Here is a 23,511-nt window from a genome sequence, read left to right as displayed (position 1 = left end):
CCGGGCGGCTCAGACCTCGCGGCGGCCGTCCTTGAACACCGCATGGGTCAGCGGCATCCCCGGCCGGTAGGCCAGATGGATCGCCGCCGGCGCGTCCAGCACGTGCAGGTCGGCCCGCTTGCCGACCTCCACGGACCCGACCTCGTCCTCGACCCGCAGGGCACGTGCCCCGCCCATGGTCGCCGCTCGGAGCGCCTCCTTCAGGGTGAGCTCCATCTGCAGCACGGCGGTGGCGACGCAGAAGCCCATCGCCGTGGTGTAGCTGGTGCCCGGGTTGCAGTTCGAGGCGAGAGCGACTTCTGCGCCGGCATCGAGGAGCCGGCGCCCCGGCGCCAGAGGCTGCCGGGTGGAGAGGTCACAGGCCGGCAGGCAGGTCGCCACCGTCTCGGAGTCGGCCAGAGCCGCCACGTCGGCGTCGTCGAGGTGGTTGACGTGGTCCACGCTGGCGGCACCCATCTCCACGGCCAGCTTCACCCCGGGGCCCGGGCCGAGCTGGTTCCCGTGCACGCGCAGTCCCAGACCGGCGTCGCGGCAGGCCTGCAGCACGCGCCGCGAGGCGTCGACATCGAAGGCTCCACGCTCGCAGAACACGTCGGCCCACTGCACATGCTCGGCCACCGCCTCCAGCATGGGTCCGCACACCAGGTCCAGGTACTCGTCCGCATCCGCCCCCGGCGGGACCAAGTGCGCGCCCAGGAAGGTCACGACGTCGGCGGCCTGCTCGGCCAGCCGGGCGTGCCGCTGCTCCTCCTCGACGCTCAGGCCGTAGCCGGTCTTGGTCTCCAGGAAGGTGGTGCCTCCGCGGCGGGCGTCGCCCACACGCGCGGCCAGCAGGGACGCCAGGACGGCGTCGTCGGTCTCGCGAGTCGCGGACATGGTGACCCCGATGCCTCCGGCGGAGTACTGTTGGCCGGCCATACGGGCCTCGAACTCCGCGCCCCGGTCGCCGGCGAAGACCAGATGCGTGTGCGAGTCGACCCAGCCGGGCAGCACCGCCCGGCCCTCCGCATCGTAGGAGGTGTCGGCGGCGGGCGCCTGGGCGGAGGGCCCGATCCAGGCGATCCGGCCGTCGTCGATCACGACGGCGGCGTCGTGGAGGACCCGGTGCTCCGCGTCGACTGTGGTGAGCTCACCGATTCCGGTGATCACCATGCTGGCAGGGGAGGCGCTGGCAGGGGTGCTCGTCATCGGAAGCTCCTCAGCTCGGGGTGGTCGGCGAACAGGGCCCGGTAGAGATCTGCCGGGTCGCCGAGCTTCATGTGGTGGCCTTCGCGGGCGATCTCGGTGCCGGCGACGCGGACCGAGAGCACATCGGCGGCTGTGGCGGTCAGCGGGCTCTGGGCCGGGTCACCGCCGGCGGTGCGGACGGAGGCGGCGTCGAGGAGCACGGCGTCCTCGGTCTCGGCGACGCTCAGCAGCCCCAGGCTGCGGCGCCCGGCGCCGGTGGCCGCCTCCACCAGCTGGCTCGGGCTGAACCGTCCCCGCTGGCCGCTGCGCAGCCGTTCACCATGCTCCAGCGCCCGCATCTCCAGCAGGGGGTCCACCACGGCGTGCTGGTCCGAGCCCAGGGCGATGACCGCCCCGGCCTCGGCGAGCTCGTGGGCCGGGCCGATCCCGTCGCCCAGGTCGGCTTCGGTGGTCGGACACATCACCACCGTGGCGGCGGCGTCGCCCAGCAGCGCGATGTCCTCGTCGCTGAGATGCGTCGCGTGGACGGCGGACAGGCGGGGGCCGAGCAGGCCGTGCTCCTGCAGCAGCCGGGTGGGGCTCATCCCGTGCTCGGCCTCCACGGCGGCGTTCTCCGCCGGCTGCTCGGAGAGGTGGATGTGCAGCGGCACCTCAGGGTGCTCGGAGGCCCACTCGGAGAGCTCGGCGAGCTGGTCGGCGTCGACGGCGCGCAGGGAGTGGATGGCGGCTCCGAGAGTGATGAGTTCGGAGCCGCAGTCCTCTTGGACCAGCGCGTCGTGCAGCCGCTCCCAGCGGGCCGCCCAGCCCGCCACGCCGTCGTCGGCGTACCGCTGCTGCACGGGGCTCAGCGCCAGCGGCTCCCCGGCCGGGGAGAGGCCGCCGCGCAGGTAGCAGGTGTCCAACAGGACCAGCCGGATCCCGGCCCGCCGGGCGGCACGGGCCAGGGCCCGCTCCATGGCGTGCTCGCCCTCGGCGTCCGCGCCGCCATAGGGGGTCCCGTCCGGCCGGTGGTGCAGGTAGTGGAACTCGCCGACGGCGGTCCAGCCCGAGGCGGCCATCTCGGCGTAGACGGCGGTGGCCAGCTGCTCCATGGTCTGCGGGGTCAGCGCCTCGGCGGAGCGGTACATCTCCTCCCGCCACCGCCAGAAGTCGCCGGGCGCGCCGTGCGGACCCGCGTGGGTGCGCCCGCGCAGCAGCCGGTGGAACGCGTGGGAATGGGCATTGACCAGCCCGGGCAGCGTGTGGGTGGCGCTCACAGCAGATCCTCCAGGGCGTCGGCCAGGGCGTGGACTCCCAGCACGGCGTCGCCGTCCTCCACATGCTCCTCCGGGGCGTGGCTGACGCCGCTGGGGTTGCGCACGTAGATCATGCCGGTGGGCACCTTCGCGGCGAGCACGCCGGCGTCATGGCCCGCGCCGGTGGGCAGCAGAGGAGCGGCGGGCGCGGTGCGGCGCACCGCCTCGGTGAGGGAGGCCGCGAGCTGCGGGTCGAAGTGCACGGTGCCGGAGAGCGACTCCTCGGTCAGCTCGGCCGTGCAGCCCTCGCTGAGGGCCGCCTGCTGGGCGTGGCGCCAGATGTCCTCCACCAGGGCGGCGGTGACCTCGTCCTCCGGGTGGCGGACGTCCAGCCAGAGGTCCAGGCGGGATGCGATGACGTTGGTGCCGCCCGGAACAGGCTCGACCCGCCCCACCGTCGCCCGCGCCTCGGGCTGCACCCGGGCCAGGCGTCGTACGTCGATCACGGTCTCCGCGGCGGCGACCATCGGGTCGCAGCGATCGGACATCAGCGTGGTGCCGGCGTGGTTGCCCTGGCCGTGGAAGCTGATCCGCCAGCGTCCATGGCCCAGGATGGTGGAGCCCACGGCGATCGCCGGCGCCCCGGCGCTGAGGTGCTCATCGGTGTTGAGTCCTCGGCCCTGCTCCACATGCAGCTCGACGAACTGTCCGATCCGGGCGAGTGCGGCCGGGTCGGGGCCGATGTGGGCGGGGTCCAGGCCCTCGGCGCGGGCGGCCTCCGCGAAGGTGATGCCCGCGGCGTCGCGCAGCCCCAGGGCCCGCTCCACCGGAATGGTCCCGGCCAGCAGACGGGACCCCAGGCAGGCCACGCCGAAGCGGGAGCCTTCCTCCTCGGGGAAGACGGCCACGGCGAGCGGCCGGCGGCGGTCCAGGGCTCCGGCGGCCTCCCGGGCCTGCAGCACGTCCACGGCGGCCAGGGCGGAGGCGACCCCGAGCGGGCCGTCGTAGGCCCCGCCGCCGGGCACGGAGTCCAGGTGGGAGCCGGTGACCAGGGCACCCTGCCGGGAGGCCTCCAAGGAGGTGACGCGGCGTCCGGCGGGCAGATCCCACCACGCCCAGAGGATGCCGTTGCGGTCCTCCTCGGTGTCCAGCCCGCGGCTGTGGGCCTCCTGGAGGAACCAGCCGCGCAGGTCCTTCTCCGCGGGGGACCAGACGGGGCGGCTGTACCCGCCGCGCCGCGGGTCGGTGCCGACGTCGGCGATGGCGGCCATCAGGGAGGTGACGGCGGATGCGGTCTCAGTCATGTGACTCCTAGGATCAGTGCGGCCAGGGGAGTGGCGAAGAGCAGGGTGAGCAGGACCCGCTGCGCCCAGATGACCACGAGGTGCCAGATCTTCACGGGGATCTCGGTGGCCAGGATGGACGGCACCAGGGCGGAGAAGAAGATCACCCCGGAGACGCAGACGACGCCGATGACCAGGCGCAGCAGCTCGGACTCGTGTCCCGCCACCAGCGTGGCCGGCAGGAACATCTCCGCGATGCCCAGGGCCGAGGCGGTGGCGGCCAACTGCGGGTCAGGCAGCTGCAGCGCCCAGGTCAGCGGGAGGAACAGATATCCCAGCCAGTCGAACAGGGGTGTGAAGGTGGCCAGCAGCAGCCCGATGAGCCCGATGGACATGATCGAGGGCAGGATCTGCATGGCCATCAGCAGACCGTCCAGGAAGCTGCGGGACATGTTCCTCACCACCGGGGGCGCGGCTTGGAGGGCCTCGCCGGAGGCGGACCAGGCTGCGCGCATCCGGTGCTGGGTGATGCGCTCCTCCGGCTGCGGCTCGACGCCGGGGAAGTGGTCGTCGGGGATGCGGCTCAACGGAGGGATCCGCACCACGATCACCGTGACTGCGTAGGTGACCACCAGAGTCAGGAAGAAGTACCACAGCCAGAGGTGCATCAGGTCCAGGGTGCGGGCGACCACCACCATGAAGGTGGCCGAGACCGTGGAGAAGCCGGTGGCGATGATCGCGGCCTCGCGTCCCGTGTACTGCCCGGAGGTGTAGACCCGGTTGGTGATCAGCAGACCCAGCGAGTAGCTGCCCACGAAGGACGCGACGGCGTCGATCGCCGACCGGCCGGGAGTGCGCCACAGCGGACGCATCACCGGCTGCATGAGCACGCCCAGGTACTCCATGAGGCCGTAGCCGACCAGCAGGGCCAGGAAGATCGCTCCCACCGGCACCAGCAGCCCCACCGGGATCACCAGCGCCTCGTAGAGGAACGGACCCAGCTCCGGGGCGAAGAGGACGTCCGGGCCGACCCCGCTGACGATCATGACACTGGTGGTCAGGCCGACGACGTTCAGCAGGGCGAAGACGGTGCGGGCCGGGGAGCGGCGCCACCGGCCGGTGACGAAGGGACGGACGGTGCCGGCCAGGATGATCGCCAGCGCGACATAGGCGGCCGCGCCGCCGAGTGCCTCACGCAGCGCGGTGACCAGGTGGTCCAGCGGGATCGTCGTCGACTCGCCGATCGTGACCGGCACGAAGAACATGACGACGCCGACCGCGCTGTAGAGGAAGAACCGCCAGCGGCCCCGCGGGCGGGAGGACGTCTGGCTCCCGTCCGCAGGGGCGCTGGAGTGGTCTCGGGGGTCCATGGTGCGGTGCTCCGGATCAGCGGTTCTCGTGCATCGGGATGCGCACACCGCGCTCCTCGGCGACCTCGACGGCGCGGTCGTAGCCGGCGTCGACGTGGCGGATGACGCCCATGCCGGGATCGTTGGTGAGCAGCCGCTCGAGCTTCTGGGCGGCCAGCTCGGTGCCGTCGGCCAGCGAGACCTGCCCGGCGTGGATGGAGCGGCCCATGCCGACCCCGCCGCCGTGGTGCAGCGAGACCCAGGAGGCTCCCGAGCCGGTGGCGGTCAGGGCGTTGAGCAGCGGCCAGTCGGCGATCGCGTCGGAGCCGTCGGCCATGGCCTCGGTCTCCCGGTAGGGGGAGGCCACCGATCCGGAGTCCAGGTGGTCGCGTCCGATGACGATCGGCGCGGACACCTTGCCCTCGGCGACGAGCCGGTTGAACAGCAGGCCTGCCTGGTGGCGCTCGCCGTAGCCGAGCCAGCAGATGCGGGCCGGCAGTCCTTCGAACTCGACGCGCTCGGCGGCGGCGTCCAGCCAGCGGTGGAGGTGCTCCTTCTCCGGGAACAGCTCCTTCAGCGCCTCATCGGTGACGCGGATGTCCTCCGGGTCGCCGGAGAGCGCGACCCAGCGGAACGGGCCGAGGCCCTCGCAGAACAGCGGGCGGATGTAGGCCGGCACGAAGCCGGGGAACTCGAAGGCCCGGTCGTAGCCGCCCTGACGGGCCTCGTCACGGATCGAGTTGCCGTAGTCGAAGACCTCGGCACCGGCGTCCTGGAACTCCACCATGGCCTGGACATGGGCCGCCATCGAGGCCTGGGCCTTGGCGGTGAACCCGGCCGGATCGGCCTGGGCCGCGGCCTCCCAGTCCTCCATGGTGTGCTCGACCGGCAGGTAGGACAGCGGGTCGTGGGCGCTGGTCTGGTCGGTGACGATGTCGACGGTGAACTCACCGGCACGGTGCCGCTCCAGCAGGGCGGGGAACACCTCGGCGGCGTTGCCCACATAGCCGACCGAGAGGCCCCGGCCCTCGGCCTTGGCGGCCAGCACCTTCTCCAGGGCGCGGTCCAGGTCCAGCTCCACCTCGTCGAGGTAGCGCTTGGCGGCCCGGCGGCGCAGGCGGGTCTCGTTCACGTCGACGATCAGGCACGCCCCGTCGTTGAGGGTCACCGCCAGCGGCTGGGCGCCGCCCATCCCCCCGCATCCTCCGGTGAGGGTCAGGGTGCCGGCCAGCGTGCCGCCGAAGCGCTTCGTGGCCACCGCGGCGAAGGTCTCGTACGTTCCCTGCAGGATGCCCTGGGTGCCGATGTAGATCCAGGACCCGGCCGTCATCTGGCCGTACATCATCAGGCCCTCGGCGTCGAGCTTGCGGAACTGCTCCCAGGTGGCCCAGTCGCCGACCAGGTTCGAGTTGGCGATCAGGACACGGGGCGCCCACTCGTGGGTCCGGAAGACGCCGACCGGCTTGCCCGACTGCACCAGCAGGGTCTCGTCGTCCTCGAGGTCCTTCAGCGTCGCGACGATGGCGTCGTAGGACTCCCAGTCGCGGGCGGCGCGTCCGGTGCCGCCGTAGACCACCAGGTCCTCGGGATGCTCGGCGACCTCGGGGTCGAGGTTGTTCATCAGCATCCGCAGCGGGGCCTCCGTCTGCCAGCTCTTGGCCGTCAGCTCGGTGCCGCGCGGTGCGCGGATGCTGCGGGACGGGTCGTGGCGGGTGTGGGCGGCCGGCCGGGCGGAGTCAGCGGCGGTGCCGGTGGCGTGCGTGGTGTCAGTGGTGTGAGTAGTCATCGGTGATCCTCGGTGGTCGGTGACGGCGGGTGTCAGCGGGTGTCAGCGGTCGGTGGTTCGGGTCTGGGCTGCTCGGGTCTGGGCGGCTCGGGTCTGGACGGCTCAGGAGTCGGCGGTCTCGACGGCGTGCAGGATGCTGCGGGCCTCCTCGGCCAGCAGCCGCCCGCAGGCGGTCACGGTGGTCTCATCCATCCGGTAGGAGGGGGCGACCACGGAGAGGGCCGCCACGATGCGGCCCTCCCGGTCGGCGGCGGGCACGCGGACCGGGGCCGCGATCGCCGTGACGTCGGATTCGACGACGTCGCCGGCGACGACGTAGCCGGCCTCCGGTCCGGCGTCAGGGACGTCGCCGCGCAGGGCGGCGCCGACGGCCGTACCCTCCAGCGGGACGGTCCGTCCGACCCAGGAGGTGTGGCGGATGGAGTGCGTGCCCTCCTCCATGGCCAGGTAGATCCCATGCTCGCCGCGGGTGCCCTGCAGGTGAGGCACGCTCAGGTAGCAGGACTCGCCGGTGGCCTCCACGAGCCGACGCAGCGGCGCCTCGGCCAGGGAGACCAGGGATTCCGCACTCAGCGCTTGGGCGCCGAGCTGGACGATGCGCAGTCCGGGGCGGTAGACGCCGTCGTCGTCGCGGCGGACGAAGCCGGCGCCCTCCAGGGTGCGCAGCAGGCGCAGCGCGGTGGAGGAGTTGAGCTCGGTGCGCCGAGCCGCGTCCGCCAAGGACACGTCGCCGGCGTCGCAGACGGCGGCGAGCAGGTCCAGGGCGCGGCTGACGGTGCGTGTCGACGGTTCTGCCACGATGCTCTCCTTCTCCGGCCCGGGGTGGTGGGCCTTGCCAAGACGGCGTGAGTGCGTTTCACTTATTGAAACGCGATTTTCATCAGATGGCAACACCTGGAGGTTCGGATCATGACGTCAGCGTCGACGACACAAGCAGACGGAGCGCAGCACGCGGCTGAGCAGACGGTCACCATGGGCTCGGGCCCGCTGCGGCAGGAAGAGGTGCTGGCCGTCGCCCGACACGGTGCCCCGGTGGCGCTCAGCGAGCAGGCCGAGGAGGCCATGAGGCTCTCCCGCGCGGTGATCGACACGCTGGCCGAGGATCCGCTGCCGCACTACGGAGTCTCCACCGGCTTCGGCGCGCTCGCGGTCAAGCAGATCCCGCCGGAGCGCCGCCGCCAGCTGCAGCGCTCCCTGGTGCGTTCCCACGCCGCCTCCTCGGGTGCGCCCGTGGACCGCGAGGTCGTCCGTGCGCTGATGCTCAACCGGCTGGCCACCATGACCACCGGCCGCACCGGCGTCCGCCCGGAGGTCGCTCGGCGCTATGCCGCGCTGCTCAACGCCGGGATCACTCCTGTGGTCGGCGAGTACGGCTCACTGGGCTGCTCGGGTGACCTCGCGCCGCTGTCGCACTGCGCATTGGCCGTGATGGGGGAGGGAGAGGTCTTCGACGCCGACGGCGTGCGTCGTCCGGCCGGTGAGGCGCTCGCCGCGGCCGGAATCGAGCCGATCGAGCTGCAGGAGAAGGAGGGCCTGGCGCTGATCAACGGCACCGACGGCATGCTGGGCATGCTGCTCATGGCCGCCGCCGATCTGCGGCGGCTGGTGTGTACCGCAGACATCGCCACGGCGATGACCATCGAGGCGCTGCGCGGCACCGACTCCGTCTTCGCCGAGGACCTCCACGCGCTGCGCCCACAGCCCGGGCAGGCTGACGCCGCCTCGAACCTGCGGCGCCTGCTCGCGGACTCGGACCTCATCGCCGAGACCCGAGGCGGCGAGCACCGTCACACCCGGGTCCAGGACGCCTACTCGCTGCGCTGCGCGCCCCAGGTCCACGGCGCGGTACGTTCCACGCTCGCCCACGCCGAAGCCGTGGCGGGCTATGAGCTGGCCTCCGCGATCGACAACCCGGTGGTCACGGTGGACGGCCGTGTGGAGTCCAACGGCAACTTCCACGGGGCCCCGGTGGGGTACGTCCTGGACTTCCTGGCCATCGCCGTGGCGGACTGCGCCTCGATGTCGGAGCGGCGCACCGACCGGATGCTGGACTCCTCCCGCAGTCACGGCCTCAACGCCTTCCTCGCCCATGACCCCGGTGTGGACTCGGGACACATGATCGCCCAGTACACGCAGGCCGGCATCGTCTCCGAGCTCAAGCGGCTCGCCGTGCCCGCCTCGGCGGACTCCATCCCCAGCTCGGCGATGCAGGAGGACCACGTCTCGATGGGCTGGGCGGCCGGGCTGAAGCTGCGCCGCGCCGTCGACGGGATCATCCGGGTGCTGGCGGTGGAGATCCTCACCGCGGCCCGTGGCCTCGACATGCGCGACGGCGGAGTGGACCAGGCCCGCACCGCCCCGGCGATCACCGCGGTGCGCCGGGCCGTGCGTTCCCGGGTCGCCGGCCCGGACACCGACCGGTACCTGGCCCCGGAGATCGATGAGGTGGTGGACCTGGTCCGCGACGGCGACATCCTGGCCGCCGCAGACCAGGCCCTGGGCTCCCCGCTGCGCTGATCAGGGCAGCGGGGGCAGTCCCTGCCTGGCCTGCCCGCCGGCCCCATTCGTCTCACCGACCCGCTGAACGGAGCCTCACAGGCTCCGCTCAGCGGGTCCGTTGTAGGCGCTCAGCGGGCGGATCAGCGCATTGGAGGCTCGCTGCTCCATGATGTGGGCCGTCCAGCCGGTGATGCGGGAGGCGATGAACAGCGGAGTGAACATCTCGGTGTCGAAGCCCATGAGGTGGTAGGTGGGGCCCGCCGGGTAGTCGAGGTTGGGTTTGATGCCCTTGGCCTCGTCCATCGCCGCCTCGAGCCCGTCATAGAGGCCCATCAGCTCACCGCGGCCGTAGTGCGCGACCATGGCGTCCAGGGCCTTCTTCATGGTGGGGACCCGTGAGTCGCCGTTCTTGTACACCCGGTGGCCGAAGCCCATGACCTTGCGCTTCTCGGCGAGCGCCTGCTCCATCCAGGCCTTCGCGCGCACCGCGGCGTCGGCCTGCGTCTCGGCGGTGTCGATGCCGATCTCCTCGAAGGTGTGCATCACGGCCTCGTTGGCTCCCCCGTGCAGGGGGCCCTTGAGGGCGCCGATCGCCGCGGTGACCGCCGAGTGCAGGTCCGCCAGGGTGGAGGTGACCACCCGGGCGGTGAAGGTGGAGGCGTTGAAGGAGTGCTCGGCATAGAGCACCATCGAGACCCGGAACGCGTCGACCACCTCGGGCGCCTGCTCCTGTCCGAAGGTCATCCACAGGAAGTTCTGGGAGTAGTCCAGGTCGTCACGCGGCTCTACGGCGGCCAGACCCCGACGGCGGCGCTGGTCATAGGCGACCACTGCGGGGAACGCCGCAAAGAGCGCCTTGGCCTTGGCCAGCTCCACTTCGGGGGAGGAGTCCTCGGCCTGCGGGTGGCGCGCACCCAGCACGGAGACCGCGGTGCGGCCCACGTCCATCGGGTGACAGTCGGTGGGCAGCAGGTCGACGGCGGCCTTGACCTGGGGGTCCAGGGCGCGGTGCGAACGTTCGAAGGCGAGGAACTCGTCCCGTTCAGCTTCCGTGGGCAGCTCACCGGTCCACAGCAGCAGGGCCACCTCCTCGAAGGAGAGCTGAGCGGCCAGCTGCTGGACGGGGTAGCCGCGGTAGAGCAGCGAGTTGGTCTCCGGGTTGACCTTGGAGATGGCGGTGTGGTCGGCGACCACGCCTGCCAGTCCCTTGCGGATCTGCTCGGCGTCGTGGTTCTCGGACATCGGTGACCTCCTCAGGTCAGTGGTGGGTCCCGCTCAGTGGTCGGTGCCGCTCGGGGAGTGTACGTCCGGCACCTCGAAGTTGAAGATGCCGGTGTCGAAGGTGTTGTACGCCTCGTAGTCGACCAGCTCGTAGAGCCGGGCGCGGGTCATCATCTCCGCCACGGCGGGCTCCTGGGTGCCGTGGGCGGCCAGGGTGTCCAGCGTGCGTTCGATCGCGCCCATCGCCGCGCGCAGCGAGGTGACCGGGTAGATGATCATCGCCACGCCGGCGTCGGCGAGCTGCTGCCGGGTGAACAGCGCGGACTTGCCGAACTCGGTCATGTTGGCCAGCACCGGGACGTCGACGGCGGCGCAGACGGCCTCGAATTCGCTGAGGTCCTTCATCGCCTCGGGGAAGATGGCGTCGGCTCCGGCGTCGATCAGCGCCTTGGCACGGTCGATGGCGGCGTCGAGCCCTTCGACCGCGCGCAGGTCGGTGCGCGCCATGATGAGGAAGTCCTCGTCCCGACGTCCTTGGGCGGCGGCGGCGATCCGGCGGGTCGCGGTCTGCAGGTCCACCATGTTCTTGCCGTCCAGGTGACCGCAGCGTTTCGGGTTGAACTGGTCCTCGATGTGGCAGCCGGCCAGTCCGGCGTCCTCGAGCTCCTGGACGGTGCGGGCGACGTTCATCGGTTCGCCGAAGCCGGTGTCGGCATCGACCAGGGCCGGCAGGTTCGTGGCGCGGGCGATCTGCCCGGCCCGGTGGGCCACGTCGGTGAGCGTGGTCAGCCCGACGTCGGGCAGGCCCAGTTCGTTGGCGAGCACGGCCCCGGAGATGTAGACGCCGTCGAACCCCTTCTCCTCGATCAGCGGGGCCGACAGAGGGGTGAAGGTGCCGGGGAACTGCCGGGCCGCTCCCGGGGCGAGCATCTCGCGCAGGGCACGGCGCTTCTGCTGCGCAGTGGTGGTGGAGTACAGCATCTCAGAGGATCCCCTTCGGCGCGTCGGTGGGGTCGATGACTCCGTCGGCGGCCTGGAGGTTGAGCTGGTGGAGCTCGCCGGCGGGCAGCGATTCGAGTCGCTGGACGACGTCCAGGAAGCGCTCGATCTCGTCGTCGGCGATGACGCCCGCGGCCAGGGTGCGGAACTTGTCGATGTACTGCTCCCGGGCGAAGGGGCGGGCGCCCAGCGGGTGGGCGTCGGCGACGGCGATCTCATCGGTGATGGTGCGCCCGTCGGTCAGCCGGATCTCCACGGACCCGCCGAAGGCCTTCTCCGCGATGTCCAGGGAGTGGTAGCGGCGGGTCCACTCCGGGTCCTCCTCCGTGGTGACCTTGTGCCAGAGCGCCACCGTGTCCTCACGGCCTGCGCGCTCAGGGGCATAGGAGTCCACGTGGTGCCAGGCCCCGTCCTGCAGCGCGACGGTGAAGATGTAGGGGATCGAATGGTCCAGCGTCTCGCGGGAGGCGGTGGGGTCGTACTTCTGCGGGTCGTTGGCGCCCGAGCCGATCACGTAGTGGGTGTGGTGGCTGGTGCGGATCAGGATGGACTCGACGGCGTTCGGGTCTGTGGCCTCGGGGTGCTGCTGGTGCAGCTTCCGGGCCAGGTCGATCCAGGCCTGGGCCTGGTACTCGGCCGAGTGTTCCTTCGTGTAGGTGTCGAGGATGGCGCGCTTGGCCTCGCCGGTGGCGGGCAGCGGCACCTCGTAGCGGGCCTCCGGGCCGTCCAGCATCCAGGCGATGACGCCGTCCTCGCCTTCGTAGATCGGCACCGGCGAGGTCTGGCCGCGCATGGCCCGGTCCACGGCTTCGACGGCCATCTTCCCGGCGAAGGCGGGGGCGTGGGCCTTCCAGGTGGAGATCTCGCCCTTGCGGGACTGACGCGTGGCGGTGGTGGTGTGCAGAGCTTGGCCGACGGCCTGGAAGATCGTCTCGGCGTCGAGGCGCAGCAGGGTGCCGATGCCGGCGGCCGCGGAGGGGCCGAGGTGGGCGACGTGGTCGATCTTGTGCTGGTGCAGGCAGATGGCCTTGACCAGGTCGACTTGGATCTCGTAGCCGGTGGCGATGCCGCGGATCAGCTCGGGGCCGGAGCGCCCCGTGTGCTGGGCCACAGCCAGGATGGGCGGGATGTTGTCGCCCGGGTGCGAATAGTCGGCCGCCAGGAACGTGTCGTGATAGTCCAGCTCACGCACGGCGACGCCGTTGGCCCAGGCCGCCCATTCGGGGCTGGTCCGCTCCGTGATGCCGAAGACGGAGGCCCCTGCACCGTTGGCGGAGACGGGCTGGTCGAGGGCCTGGGAACGGGCGGCGACGATGGGGGCCCGGTTCAGGGAGGCGACCGCGACCGAGGCGTTGTCGATGATGCGATTGATCACCATGTCGGTGACCTCCGGATCCACGGACACCGGGTCGACGGCGACCTGCGCGATCTTCCAGGCCAGCTGGTCCTCGCGGGGCAGGTTCTCCTCGCTGCGGTAGACGCGCACGCTGTGGGTGATCATGGGCTGACGTTCCTCTCCGATGGGTGATTCTCAGGTCTGGGGTGACTCGGCGGGGGACGCGGCCCGGCCGGTGATGTAGGCCAGGCTGCGCCGCAGGTGGATGAGCATGGCGGCCCCGGCGGTGTCGGGGTCGCCGGAGGCGATGGCGCTGCACACGCTCCGGTGCTCGCGGGCGGACTCGGTCAGGCGGGCGGGTTCGTCCCGGGCCAGGCGACGCACTCGGACGAGATGGACGCGCAGACTGCGCAGCATGCCCGTGAGGTAGGGGTTGTCCACGGCCTCCGCGACGGCGTCGTCGAGCTCCTCGGCGAGGTCGTAGTAGCGCGCCTCCTGGTCCTCGGGAACGGCGCCGGCGGCGGAGCTCAGCGCCTCCTCGGCCTGGGCGAACCGCCGGGCCAGTGCGGTGAAGCGCTCCGGGTCGCCGCGTTGGGCCGCCAGCCGAGCGGCCTGCATCTCCAGCGGCAGGCGCAGTTCGAAGAGCAGATCGACGTCGCCCAGGGAGACGGAGCTGACCACGGTGCCCCGGCCCTGGGCCTGGTCCGCCAGGCCGTCGGCGGTGAGCCGGGACAGCGCCTCCCGCACCGGGGTGCGAGAGACTCCGAGGCGCTCGGACTGCTCGACCTCGCCGAGGACCGTCCCCGGGGCGAGGGCGCCGTCGAGGATCTCCTCGCGCAGGCGTCGGTAAGCACGGTCACTGGCACGCATACCGGAAGTGTATACACAGATGGCGGTTCAGGGCGATGATTCACGGTCGATTCGACGATGCCGCGCACTTGTGTATACACAGGCCTTCACAAGATGTGATCGGCGTCATAGTCTGGCAGGGTGCCACGCAGCGCCGGGCGGGGAATCGAGCAGATGACGGATCATGGATCAGGAGGAGCACCATGGGAGCTGAGCGCACAGTGCCGGGCGGTTATCGGGATGTCCACCGTCGATCGCTGCGCGACCGCGAGGACTTCTGGCTGCACGCGGCCCGGTGTGTCGACTGGGACCGGATGCCGGACCAGGCTCTGGACGATTCGGCGGCACCGATCCACCGCTGGTTCCCCGACGGCAGGCTCAATCTGAGCCGCAACTGCCTGGACCGCCACCTGGAGGCGGGCCGCGGCGACCAGGTCGCCCTGATCCACGATTCGGCGGTCACCGGCACGGTGCGCCGCTACACCTATGCGGAGCTCACCGAGGAGGTGGCCCGAGCCGCCGGGATGCTCGCCGGTCTCGGCGTCGGTGCCGGAGACCGGGTGATCATCTATCTGCCGATGATCCCGCAGGCTCCCATCGCGATGCTCGCCTGCGCCCGGCTCGGGGCAGTCCATTCGGTGGTCTTCGGCGGGTTCGCAGCTCAGGAGCTGGCGTCCCGCATCGACGACTCCTCCGCCGACGTCGTGCTCACCGCCAGCGGCGGGATCGAGCCGTCCCGGCGGGTGGAGTACCTGCCCACTGTGGCGGAGGCGATCAGCCTGGCGCAGCATCCGGTCCGTGAGGTCGTCGTCCAGCACCGGGACGGGTTCTCCCACAGCATGGCGGACGTCGCGGGGGACTCGACCGCCCGCTGGCAGGACTGGGAGCGGCTCTCGGCCCAGGCGACCTCGGCGGGACCTGTTCCCGTGGCCGCCACCGACCCGCTGTACATCCTCTACACCTCCGGGACGACGGGACGCCCCAAGGGGGTGGTCCGGGATCAGGGCGGCACGGCGGTGGCGCTGAGCTGGTCCATGTCCGCTGTCTTCGACGTCGGCCCCGGGCAGACCATGCTGACCGCCTCCGACGTCGGGTGGGTGGTGGGGCACTCCTACATCGTCTACGGTCCTCTGCTGGTCGGCGCCACCACGGTGCTCTACGAGGGCAAGCCGGTGGGGACGCCCGACGCCGGGGCCTTCTGGCGGATGGTGGAGGAGCACCGGATCTCCGCGCTGTTCACCGCACCGACGGCGCTGCGCGCCATCCGCAAGGCGGACCCGGAGGCAGCTCTGGTGGGCGCCCATGACATCTCCTCGCTGCAGCACCTCTTCGCCGCCGGCGAGCGGCTCGATCCGGACACGCAGCGGTGGATCGGAGAGGCCCTCGGAGTCCCGGTGATCGACAACTGGTGGCAGACCGAGACGGGATGGCCCATCGCGGCGAACCCCGTCGGCATCGAGCCCCTGCCGATCAAAGAGGGCTCGGCGACCCTGCCCATGGCGGGCTACGACGTCGTCATCCTCGGCGCTGACGGGCAGGAGCTGCCACCGGGGGAGGAGGGCAACATCGCCCTGCGTCTGCCGATGCCTCCGGGCACGCTGCCCACCCTGTGGGGGGACGACCAGCGCTACATCGACTCCTACCTGTCGGCCTTCCCCGGCTTCTACGCCACGGGGGACTCCGGCTGCCTCGACGAGGACGGCTACCTGTTCGTCATGGGCCGGACCGACGATGTCATCAATGTGGCCGGTCACCGTCTCTCCACCGGGGCGATCGAGGCCGCCGTCGCCTCGCACCCTGCGGTGGCCGAATGCGCCGTCATCGGTGTGGCCGACGATCTCAAGGGCCAGCGGGCCGCCGGCTATGTGGTGCTCAAGACCGGGTACGAGCGGGACCCGGAGCTCCTGCGCGAGGAGCTGACCGACCTGGTGCGGCGGACCATCGGGCCGGTGGCCGACTTCAAGGACGTCGCCGTGGTGCCCGGGCTGCCGAAGACCCGCTCCGGGAAGATCCTGCGCAGAACGATGCGGCAGATCGCCGACGGCGAGGAGCCTCAGGTGCCCTCCACGATCGAGGACCGGGCGGTGCTCGACGAGCTCGTCCCGGTGCTGCGTCGCAGTCGGTGAGGCATGGCTCGCGGAGCCGGTGAGGGTCGTCCTTCAATCTCGGGATGAACAGTCGGCGTGTGGTCGACGCCGCCGCAGGGGTAGTCTGGTCGGGTTGTCGAGCCGACCACGCCCCCGGACAGGGCCCCGACGGTGCGACCGACCAGACGACGGCGTGACGGAGAAGCGAGGGAGTCAGTGAGCAACGACCAGCCGACCGAGCTCTTCACCATCCACGGTGAGGCGATCATCGGCCCCACCGGCCGTCCCAAGCATGAGTTCCCCGTCCCGAGTCCTCTCGAGGGCACCGGGCCGGCCCGCACCATCGCGATGGTGAACCAGAAGGGCGGGGTCGGCAAGACCACTTCGGCGATCAACCTGGGCGCCGCGCTCGCCGAGTACGGGCGTCGGGTGCTCATGGTCGACTTCGACCCGCAGGGCGCCCTCTCCGCCGGTCTCGGCACGAGCCCGCACGAGCTGGAGACCTCCGTGTACAACGTGATCATGGAGCGTGAGGTCACCGCACGGGACGCCATCCTCACCACCCACGTGCCCGGAGTGGACCTGCTGCCGGCCAACATCGACCTCTCCGCCGCGGAGGTCCAACTGGTCAACGAAGTCGCCCGCGAGCAGGTCCTCGAACGGGCCCTGCGCCAGGTGCGGGACGACTACGACGTCATCATCATCGACTGCCAGCCGTCCCTGGGGCTGCTGACCGTCAACGCCCTGACCGCCGCGCACGGGGTCATCATCCCGCTGGTGGCCGAGTTCTTCGCGCTGCGCGCCGTGGCACTGCTGGTGGACACCATCGAGAAGGTCCAGGACCGGCTCAACCCGGACCTGGAGATCGACGGCGTGCTGGCCACCATGGTGGACACCCGCACCCTGCACAGCCGGGAGGTCATCTCCCGGATCGTGGAGGCCTTCGGGGACAAGGTCTTCGAGACGGTCATCAAGCGCACGGTCAAGTTCCCCGACGCCACGGTCGCCGCCGAACCCATCACCTCCTACGCCCATAAACATGAGGGCGCCAAGGCCTACCGCCAGCTGGCCCGGGAGCTCGTGGTCCGCGGCGGCGCGCCCTGACCTCTGCGGAGCAGCCGGTGAGCGAGACCAGCCCGCAGCCGGACGCCCGGTCCGGCGTCACGAGCATGGATGTCGAGAGCGCGGCAGAGCTCGAGGGCACCAGCGGGTTCACCGTCTCGCTGGAGAACTTCGACGGCCCCTTCGACCTGCTGCTCGGGCTCATCGCCAAACGGCAGATGGACGTCACCACGGTGGCCCTGGCCGCCGTGACCGACGAGTTCGTGGCCTATGTGCGGAAGCTCTCCGCCGATGCCGGCGCCGCCGAGGGGACCTTCAGCCCCCAGGCGCTGGACGAGTCCTCCCACTTCATCCTGATCGCCGCCACGCTGCTGGACCTCAAGGCCGCCCAGCTCCTGCCCAGCGGAGAGGTGGAGTCGGAGGAGGACATCGCCGCCCTGGAGGCCCGCGACCTGCTCTTCGCGCGCCTGCTGCAGTACCGGGCGTTCAAGGAGATCGCCTCCCACGTGCGGGCCACGCTCGATGAGAACGCCGACCGACACCCGCGCCACCCCGGCACGGATCCCCAGCTGGCGGGGCTGCTTCCCGAGCTGGTCTGGCGCACCACGCCGGAGGATCTGCGCGCCATCGCCGAAAAGGTCTTCGCCCGGCCCGCCATGGAGCCCGACGACGTCCGACTCGAGCATCTCCACGCCCACGCGGTGAACGTGCGCGATGAGATGGCGACCATGACCGGCATGCTGCGGCAGGGCGGCACGCTGAGCTTCTCTGAGCTGGTGCGCGACGCCGAGAATCGGCTGGTCGTCGTCGTGCGCTTCCTGGGACTGCTGGAGCTCTTCCGGGACCGCGACGTGGAGCTGAGCCAGGACTCTCCGCTGGGGGAGCTGAGCGTGACCTGGTCCGGCTCGGCGCAGGGTGAGACCGAGGCCGCCCAGCGGGCTGCGGCAGAGTGGGACGACGCGGCGGACGGCGCCGCGGAGAGCCCGGGCCCCGGGGATGAGGACATGAGACCGACGGACGAGGAGCACCACGATGGCTGACCCGGAGCAGCACAGCGAGCCGGGAACGGCGCCTGGGGTCCGGGAGGCTGACCCTGCGCTGGAGTCCTCCACCGACGCTCAGCTCGTCGCCCATGAGGACTTCTTGGCCGCAGTGGAGGCGGTGCTCATGGTCACGGAGGAGCCGGTGACACCGGCCGAGCTGGCGGCCGCCGTGAAGATCCCCGAACACCAGGTCGTGGGGCTGCTCGACGAACTGCGGGCCGAGGCTGACGGGCACGAGGGAGGACGGCGTCGGGGTTACGAGCTGCGCGAGGTCGCCGGCGGCTGGCGCTACTACTCCCGGATGGACTACGCGGACCAGGTCTCGGCCTTCGTGCTGGGCGGGCAGACCGCTCGGCTCTCCCAGGCCGCGTTGGAGACCCTGGCGATCATCGCCTACCGGCAGCCGGTGGCGCGCTCGCAGGTGGCCGCCATCCGCGGCGTCAATGTCGACGGGGTGGTGCGCACGTTGGTCCACCGGGGCCTGATCGACACGGCCGGCACCGACCCGGTCACCGGCGCGACCCTGTACACCACCACGCGCATGTTTCTGGAGAAGCTGGGGGTGGACACCCTGGAAGAGCTGCCTCAGCTGTCTCCCCATCTGCCGGGTGTGGAGGCGGCCGAAGAGCTTGCCGAGGACGGCTGAACCGCCGGGCGTCCCGGTTTGCGCACGCCCGTAGAATGGAGCCCATGACTTCTTCCGGGAAGCGCCGTCGGGCGCCCAGAGAGCCGCGCGCGGCGCGGGCCCCTCGCACACCCCGGGCGGGGGAGTCCGGCGGGCCCTTCGCCGGTGAGGATCCCCAGCGGCTCATCTCCTCGGAGCCCCGGCGCGCCAAGCCGCGCCTGAGCGAGGCGGAGGAGAACTTCGCTGCGGTGCATGACCCTGACGGTGTGCGCCTGCAGAAGGTGCTCGCGCAGGCCGGCGTCGCCTCTCGTCGCGTGTGTGAGGACCTCATCGCCGAAGGGCGTGTGGAGGTCGACGGGCGGGTCGTCGTCGAGCCGGGTGTGCGGGTGCTGCCGGAGAAGGCCACCATCCACGTGGACGGAGTGCGCCTCAGCCTCGATGTGACGCATCGCTATGTGATGTTCAACAAACCTGCCGGTGTGGTGACCACCATGACCGACCCCCAGGGAAGGCCCTGCATCGAAGACCACCTCGACGCCTCCATGAAGGCGGCGCGGCTGGTGCATGTGGGACGCCTGGACCGGGAGACCGAAGGGCTGCTGCTGCTCACCAACGACGGCGAGCTTGCCCATCGGCTGACCCACCCCTCCTACGAGGTCCCCAAGACGTACCTCGTGGAGGTCCGGGGCAAGGTGCCCCGCTCGCTGGGACGCACCCTCACCGAGGGGATCGCGCTCGAAGATGGTCCCATCGCGGTGGACGCGTTCCGGGAGATCGCCAGCGCCCAGGGGCGCAGCATGGTGGAGGTCACGCTGCACTCCGGGCGGAACCGGATCGTCCGCCGCATCTTCGAACAGGTGGGACACCCGGTGACGCGCCTGGTGCGCACCGCCATCGGGGAGATCACCATCGGCGACCAGCCCCAGGGCACGGTGCGGGACCTGGGTGCCCGGGAGCTGGGGCATCTGATGGACCTGACCAGCGCGCCGCCGCCCTCCGGGCAGGGGACGTCGAAAGGCACGCAGGATCAGCAGGACTCGACGACGCAGCAGGCCCCGACGAGCCGGACGCACCGTGGTGCCGGCCATCGCGGGCGAGGAGGACATCGGTGAACCCCCTGAGCACGACACCCGACGCCGGTCGGGAGACCCCGCGCGTGCTGATCCGCGGCACCGGCCTGCTCGGTGCCAGCATCGGCATCGGCCTGCGCGCAGATGGGCACGAGGTGCAGCTCTCCGACCCGTCCGGCACCGCCGAGGCGATCGCTCGGGACATCGGGGCCGGGTCCATCCGAGAGGTCGGGGATCCCGACCCCGAGATCGTGGTGATCGCGGCTCCGCCCGAGGTCGTCGCCGAGGAGGTCGCCGACGCTCTGGTGGAGTTTCCGCAGGCCGTGGTCCTCGACGTCGCCTCCGTGAAGGCTGAGATCCTGCGCGCGCTGCGCGAGCTGGCCGACGGCCGTGCCCACGAGGTGACACCGGTTGACCTGACCCGCTATGTGGGCACCCATCCGATGGCCGGACGCGAGCAGTCCGGTCCTGTGGCGGCTCGTGGCGAGCTGTTCACCTCGATGCCGTGGGTCATCACTCCGGCCCAGGATCCGGCGACCGGGGAGCAGGTGCCCACGCAGGCGGCCGTGGCCTGGGCGGAGGAGGTCGCCCGCCGCTGCGGCGCGACCGTCCACTACATGGACCCGCAGGAACATGACGACTCGGTCGCCCTGATCTCGCATCTGCCGCAGATCGCGGCCTCCCTGGTGGCCTCCCGGCTGCAGGATGCTCCCACCTCGGCGCTGGCACTGGCGGGCAACGGTCTGCGGGACGTGACGCGGATCGCCGCCTCGGACCCGAATCTGTGGGTGCAGATCCTCTCCTCCAACGCCGCCCCGGTGGTGGAGATCCTGCACGGGCTGCGCGACGACGTCGCGCGTCTGATCCGCACGCTCGAGGACCCCCGTGCCCCGGGCGGCCAGGCGGACATCGCCCAGCTGATCTCCGAGGGCAACTCGGGGCGGGCCCGGGTGCCCGGCAAGCACGGGGCGCCTCCGCAGTCGTTCGCCCGACTCATCGTCATCGTCGACGACCGTCCAGGTCAGATCGCCGCGGTGCTCAACGATGTGGCGAAGGTCGGGGTCAATGTGGAAGACATGCGCATGGACCACTCCGCCGGCCATCAGGTGGGTATGGTGGAGCTGTCCGTGCTGCCCGGCCGCCGTGATGAGCTGGCCGAGGCGCTCACCCACTTCGGATGGAAGGTGGTCCAGTCATGACGGCAGGCGCGGCCGATCGCACCGTCACCGGTGCATCAGATCCTCACGCGCAGGGGCGGCGTCTCATCATCGCGGTGGACGGCCCCTCCGGATCCGGCAAGTCCAGCGTGTGTCGGGCCGCCGCCCGGCACCTGGGGGCGGCCTACCTGGACACCGGCGCCATGTACCGGGCGGCCACCTGGTACTGCCTGGACCGCGGCGTGGACCTCGACGACGAAGCCGCCGTCGCCGTCGCTGTGGAGGAGCTGCCGCTGACGATCTCCACCGACCCGGACCATCAGACCGTCACAGTGGGTCAGTGCGACGTCACGCAGAGCATCCGGGAGGCGCGGATCTCCGAGAGCGTCTCGGAGATCTCCACCAACCGGGCGGCCCGAGCCCTGCTGGTGGCCGCCCAGCGCCGGATCATCGATCAGGCGGGATTCGTCGTGGCCGAAGGCCGGGACATCACCACCGTGGTGGCCCCGGACGCTCAGGTGCGGGTGCTGCTGACCGCCTCCGCGGAGGTCCGGCTGGCGCGCCGAGGGCTGCAGATGGGCGGGGGCCAGTCCGCCGAGGCGCTGCAGCGTCAGGTGCTCGCCCGGGATGCCCGGGACTCCACGGCGGTGAACTTCACCGAGGCCGCCGACGGCGTCGCCGTGCTCGACTCCTCGGACCTGACCTTCGAGGAGACCGTGGAGGCCCTGGTCTCCCGTGTGAAGTCGGTCCGCTGACCTCTCGCCCCGCCGGCGTCGACCCGACGCCCGTCCGATGTGGCCCCGTGCCGCACACATTCATCAGAGAACTCCGCCCCGGCGGAACCCCCACCACCAGGAGCAGCAATGGCCCGACACGATGACGAGACCCTCCAGGGCGCCGAGGAGTTTGCTCCCGCTGTCGAGGACGACCGCCTGGCCGAGCGGCTCGCCGCGATCACCGACGAGGAGGCGGAGGCCCGGGCCGCTGCGCTGCGCGCGGGCCTGCAGGACTACGAGCTCGACGACGAGGACTCGGCGCTGCTCAGCGATGCGGACTTCGGCGAGGAGGCGATGCCCTTCGTGCCCGCGCCCCCGGTGCTGGCGATCGTGGGGCGCCCGAACGTGGGCAAGTCCACCCTGGTGAACAGAATCATCCGCTCCAAGCAGGCTGTCGTAGAGGATGTTCCCGGGGTGACCCGGGACCGGGTCTCCTACGACGCCGAATGGAACGGCAAGGACTTCACGATCGTGGACACCGGCGGCTGGGAGCAGGACGCCCGGGGGATCCACCGGCAGGTGGCCGACCAGGCGGAGGTCGCCGTGGACGAGGCGGACGCCGTGCTCTTCGTCGTCGACGGACTGGTGGGTGCCACGGCGGTGGACGAGGCCGTGGTGCGGATGCTGCGCCGCAAGAAGAAGCCCGTCCTGCTGGCCGCCAACAAGGTGGACTCCGAGGCCCAGATGGCCGAGGTCTACGCCCTGTGGAACCTGGGTCTGGGCGAGCCGTACCCGGTCTCGGCGCTGCACGGCACCGGCACCGGTGACCTGCTCGACGCCGCGGTGAAGGCTCTGCCGGACACCGCCCAGCACGGGGGACTGGTGCCGCTGGGCGGGCCGCGCCGTGTGGCACTGGTGGGGCGGCCGAATGTGGGGAAGTCCTCCCTGCTGAACAAGCTCGCCGGATCCGAGCGTGTGGTCGTCGACGACGTCGCCGGCACCACCCGAGACCCCGTGGACGAGCTGGTGGAGCTGGGCGGCGAGACCTGGCGATTTGTGGACACGGCGGGCATCCGACGTCGTCAGCACATGGCGCAGGGCTCGGAGTACTATGCGATGCTGCGCACCCAGCGCGCCCTGGACAAGGCGGAGGTCGCCGTCGTGCTCCTGGCGGTGGACGAACCGATCTCTGAGCAGGACGTGCGCATCGTGCAGCTGGCGGTGGACTCCGGCCGGGCGCTGGTGATCGCCTACAACAAGTGGGACCTGCTCGACGACGAGCGTCGGTATTACCTGGAGCGGGAGATCCAGCGGGATCTGGGGCATGTCTCCTGGGCTCCGCGGGTCAACGTCTCGGCGCAGACGGGCTGGCACAAGGACAGACTGGCGCCGGCGCTGGAGACGTCGCTGACGAACTGGGGGCAGCGGATCCCCACCGGGCGGCTCAACGCCTTCCTCGGTGAGCTCGTGGCGGCCCACCCGCATCCGGTGCGCGGCGGCAAGCAGCCGCGCATCCTCTTCGGCACCCAGCCCTCGAGCCGGCCGCCGAAGTTCGTGCTGTTCACCACCGGCTTCCTGGACCCCGGATACCGGCGGTTCATCATGCGTCGGTTGCGGGAGACCTTCGACTTCACGGGCACCCCGATCGAGATCTCCATGCGCGTGCGGGAGAAGCGGCGCAAGAAGAAGTGAGGGCCGAGACACCCGCTGCCGATGCGGCATCCGGCCCTGAGTTGTTGTAGACTCTTCTGGTGGCTGGAACGGCCACGACGAATCGGGATGTGGCGCAGTTTGGTAGCGCACACGACTGGGGGTCGTGGGGTCGCAGGTTCAAATCCTGTCATCCCGACCGATCACGAGAGCCCCGGCGAGGACCACCTCGCCGGGGCTCTCGTGCGTCCAGCTGCGAAGCCGATCCTCTGCAAGAATGGGGGTTATTGGCCAGAATGTGTGTATGGCCCGGGCGTGTCATCCCCTTCCGGCCCAGCCTTTGCGGGTCCAGAGGC

Annotated in this window: 19 protein-coding genes and 1 tRNA gene; 10 read left to right on the top strand and 10 right to left on the bottom strand. The window is 71.1% G+C overall.

The genetic code is table 11. The features are described 5' to 3' along the window. Positions 1-9: 9 nt before the first annotated feature. From hutI to SD455_RS15540, 6 genes are all read right to left on the bottom strand, one after another. A complete protein-coding gene (hutI, locus tag SD455_RS15565; protein ID WP_445508645.1) occupies positions 10-1,188 on the bottom strand; it encodes an imidazolonepropionase in 1,179 nt (392 codons plus the stop codon). Then, entirely contained in the window at positions 1,185-2,444 is a 1,260-nt protein-coding gene (locus tag SD455_RS15560) for a formimidoylglutamate deiminase (RefSeq protein WP_445508644.1), read from the bottom strand. The genes hutI and SD455_RS15560 overlap by 4 nt, the downstream gene beginning before the upstream one ends. Then, a complete protein-coding gene (locus tag SD455_RS15555; protein WP_445508643.1) occupies positions 2,441-3,727 on the bottom strand; it encodes an allantoate amidohydrolase in 1,287 nt (428 codons plus the stop codon). The genes SD455_RS15560 and SD455_RS15555 overlap by 4 nt, the downstream gene beginning before the upstream one ends. Then, on the bottom strand, positions 3,724-5,076 hold the full coding sequence (locus SD455_RS15550) for a YjiH family protein (protein ID WP_311024917.1): 1,353 nt from the start codon (positions 5,074-5,076) through the stop codon (positions 3,724-3,726). The genes SD455_RS15555 and SD455_RS15550 overlap by 4 nt, the downstream gene beginning before the upstream one ends. 16 nt (positions 5,077-5,092) lie before the next feature. After that, the gene (gene hutU / locus SD455_RS15545; protein WP_344683184.1) at positions 5,093-6,841 is read right to left on the bottom strand and encodes a urocanate hydratase; all 1,749 of its coding nucleotides are present in this window, start codon (positions 6,839-6,841) and stop codon (positions 5,093-5,095) included. Between the two features lie 102 nt (positions 6,842-6,943). Beyond that, positions 6,944-7,639, bottom strand: coding sequence for an IclR family transcriptional regulator (locus tag SD455_RS15540; protein ID WP_070160800.1), 696 nt, complete (start codon positions 7,637-7,639; stop codon positions 6,944-6,946). Positions 7,640-7,750: 111 nt separating this feature from the next. On the opposite strand from SD455_RS15540, the gene hutH reads away from it, so the two are divergent. Next, a complete protein-coding gene (hutH, locus tag SD455_RS15535; RefSeq protein WP_445508642.1) occupies positions 7,751-9,358 on the top strand; it encodes a histidine ammonia-lyase in 1,608 nt (535 codons plus the stop codon). Positions 9,359-9,433: 75 nt separating this feature from the next. On the opposite strand, the gene SD455_RS15530 is transcribed toward hutH, so the two are convergent. The 4 genes from SD455_RS15530 to SD455_RS15515 are packed head-to-tail and all read right to left on the bottom strand — an operon-like array spanning position 9,434 to position 13,766. After that, the gene (locus SD455_RS15530; RefSeq protein ID WP_070160798.1) at positions 9,434-10,582 is read right to left on the bottom strand and encodes a bifunctional 2-methylcitrate synthase/citrate synthase; all 1,149 of its coding nucleotides are present in this window, start codon (positions 10,580-10,582) and stop codon (positions 9,434-9,436) included. Positions 10,583-10,615: 33 nt separating this feature from the next. After that, positions 10,616-11,542 (bottom strand): methylisocitrate lyase, encoded by a 927-nt coding sequence (prpB, locus tag SD455_RS15525; protein WP_311024914.1) that lies wholly within the window; start codon positions 11,540-11,542, stop codon positions 10,616-10,618. A gap of 1 nt (position 11,543) precedes the next feature. Next, positions 11,544-13,061 carry an MmgE/PrpD family protein gene (locus SD455_RS15520; RefSeq protein ID WP_085437714.1) on the bottom strand — a complete coding sequence of 506 codons (1,518 nt, stop codon included), beginning with the start codon at positions 13,059-13,061 and terminating at the stop codon, positions 11,544-11,546. Between the two features lie 30 nt (positions 13,062-13,091). Further along, positions 13,092-13,766: a GntR family transcriptional regulator gene (locus SD455_RS15515; protein WP_070160797.1), complete on the bottom strand. Its 675-nt coding sequence runs from the start codon at positions 13,764-13,766 to the stop codon at positions 13,092-13,094. Positions 13,767-13,948: 182 nt separating this feature from the next. Between SD455_RS15515 and SD455_RS15510 the strand changes: the two genes are divergently transcribed. The 9 genes from SD455_RS15510 to SD455_RS15470 all read left to right on the top strand — a co-directional run bounded on the left by SD455_RS15510 (position 13,949) and on the right by SD455_RS15470 (position 23,354). After that, positions 13,949-15,871, top strand: a complete 1,923-nt coding sequence (locus SD455_RS15510) for an acetate--CoA ligase (RefSeq protein ID WP_445508641.1) — start codon at positions 13,949-13,951, stop codon at positions 15,869-15,871. A 177-nt stretch (positions 15,872-16,048) separates the two neighbouring features. Beyond that, the gene (locus tag SD455_RS15505) at positions 16,049-16,936 is read left to right on the top strand and encodes a ParA family protein (protein ID WP_311024910.1); all 888 of its coding nucleotides are present in this window, start codon (positions 16,049-16,051) and stop codon (positions 16,934-16,936) included. A gap of 17 nt (positions 16,937-16,953) precedes the next feature. Next, positions 16,954-17,934 carry a segregation and condensation protein A gene (locus tag SD455_RS15500; protein WP_311024909.1) on the top strand — a complete coding sequence of 327 codons (981 nt, stop codon included), beginning with the start codon at positions 16,954-16,956 and terminating at the stop codon, positions 17,932-17,934. Then, positions 17,927-18,583 carry an SMC-Scp complex subunit ScpB gene (gene scpB / locus SD455_RS15495; protein ID WP_083277581.1) on the top strand — a complete coding sequence of 219 codons (657 nt, stop codon included), beginning with the start codon at positions 17,927-17,929 and terminating at the stop codon, positions 18,581-18,583. Before SD455_RS15500 ends, scpB begins: the two co-directional genes overlap by 8 nt. Before the next feature lie 44 nt (positions 18,584-18,627). Beyond that, entirely contained in the window at positions 18,628-19,674 is a 1,047-nt protein-coding gene (locus tag SD455_RS15490; protein ID WP_445508640.1) for a pseudouridine synthase, read from the top strand. Beyond that, entirely contained in the window at positions 19,671-20,831 is a 1,161-nt protein-coding gene (locus SD455_RS15485; protein ID WP_445508639.1) for a prephenate dehydrogenase, read from the top strand. Before SD455_RS15490 ends, SD455_RS15485 begins: the two co-directional genes overlap by 4 nt. Continuing rightward, a complete protein-coding gene (cmk, locus tag SD455_RS15480) occupies positions 20,828-21,544 on the top strand; it encodes a (d)CMP kinase (protein WP_445508638.1) in 717 nt (238 codons plus the stop codon). Before SD455_RS15485 ends, cmk begins: the two co-directional genes overlap by 4 nt. A 108-nt stretch (positions 21,545-21,652) precedes the next feature. Beyond that, entirely contained in the window at positions 21,653-23,197 is a 1,545-nt protein-coding gene (gene der, locus SD455_RS15475) for a ribosome biogenesis GTPase Der (protein WP_070160790.1), read from the top strand. A gap of 83 nt (positions 23,198-23,280) precedes the next feature. Then, positions 23,281-23,354: transfer RNA gene (locus SD455_RS15470), tRNA-Pro, on the top strand. The last annotated feature ends 157 nt before the right edge of the window (positions 23,355-23,511 follow it).

Source organism: Nesterenkonia sp. K-15-9-6 (genome assembly GCF_052656005.1).
The sequence above is the reverse complement of the archived record's forward strand: the minus strand, read 5'-3'. Positions and strand labels throughout refer to the sequence as shown.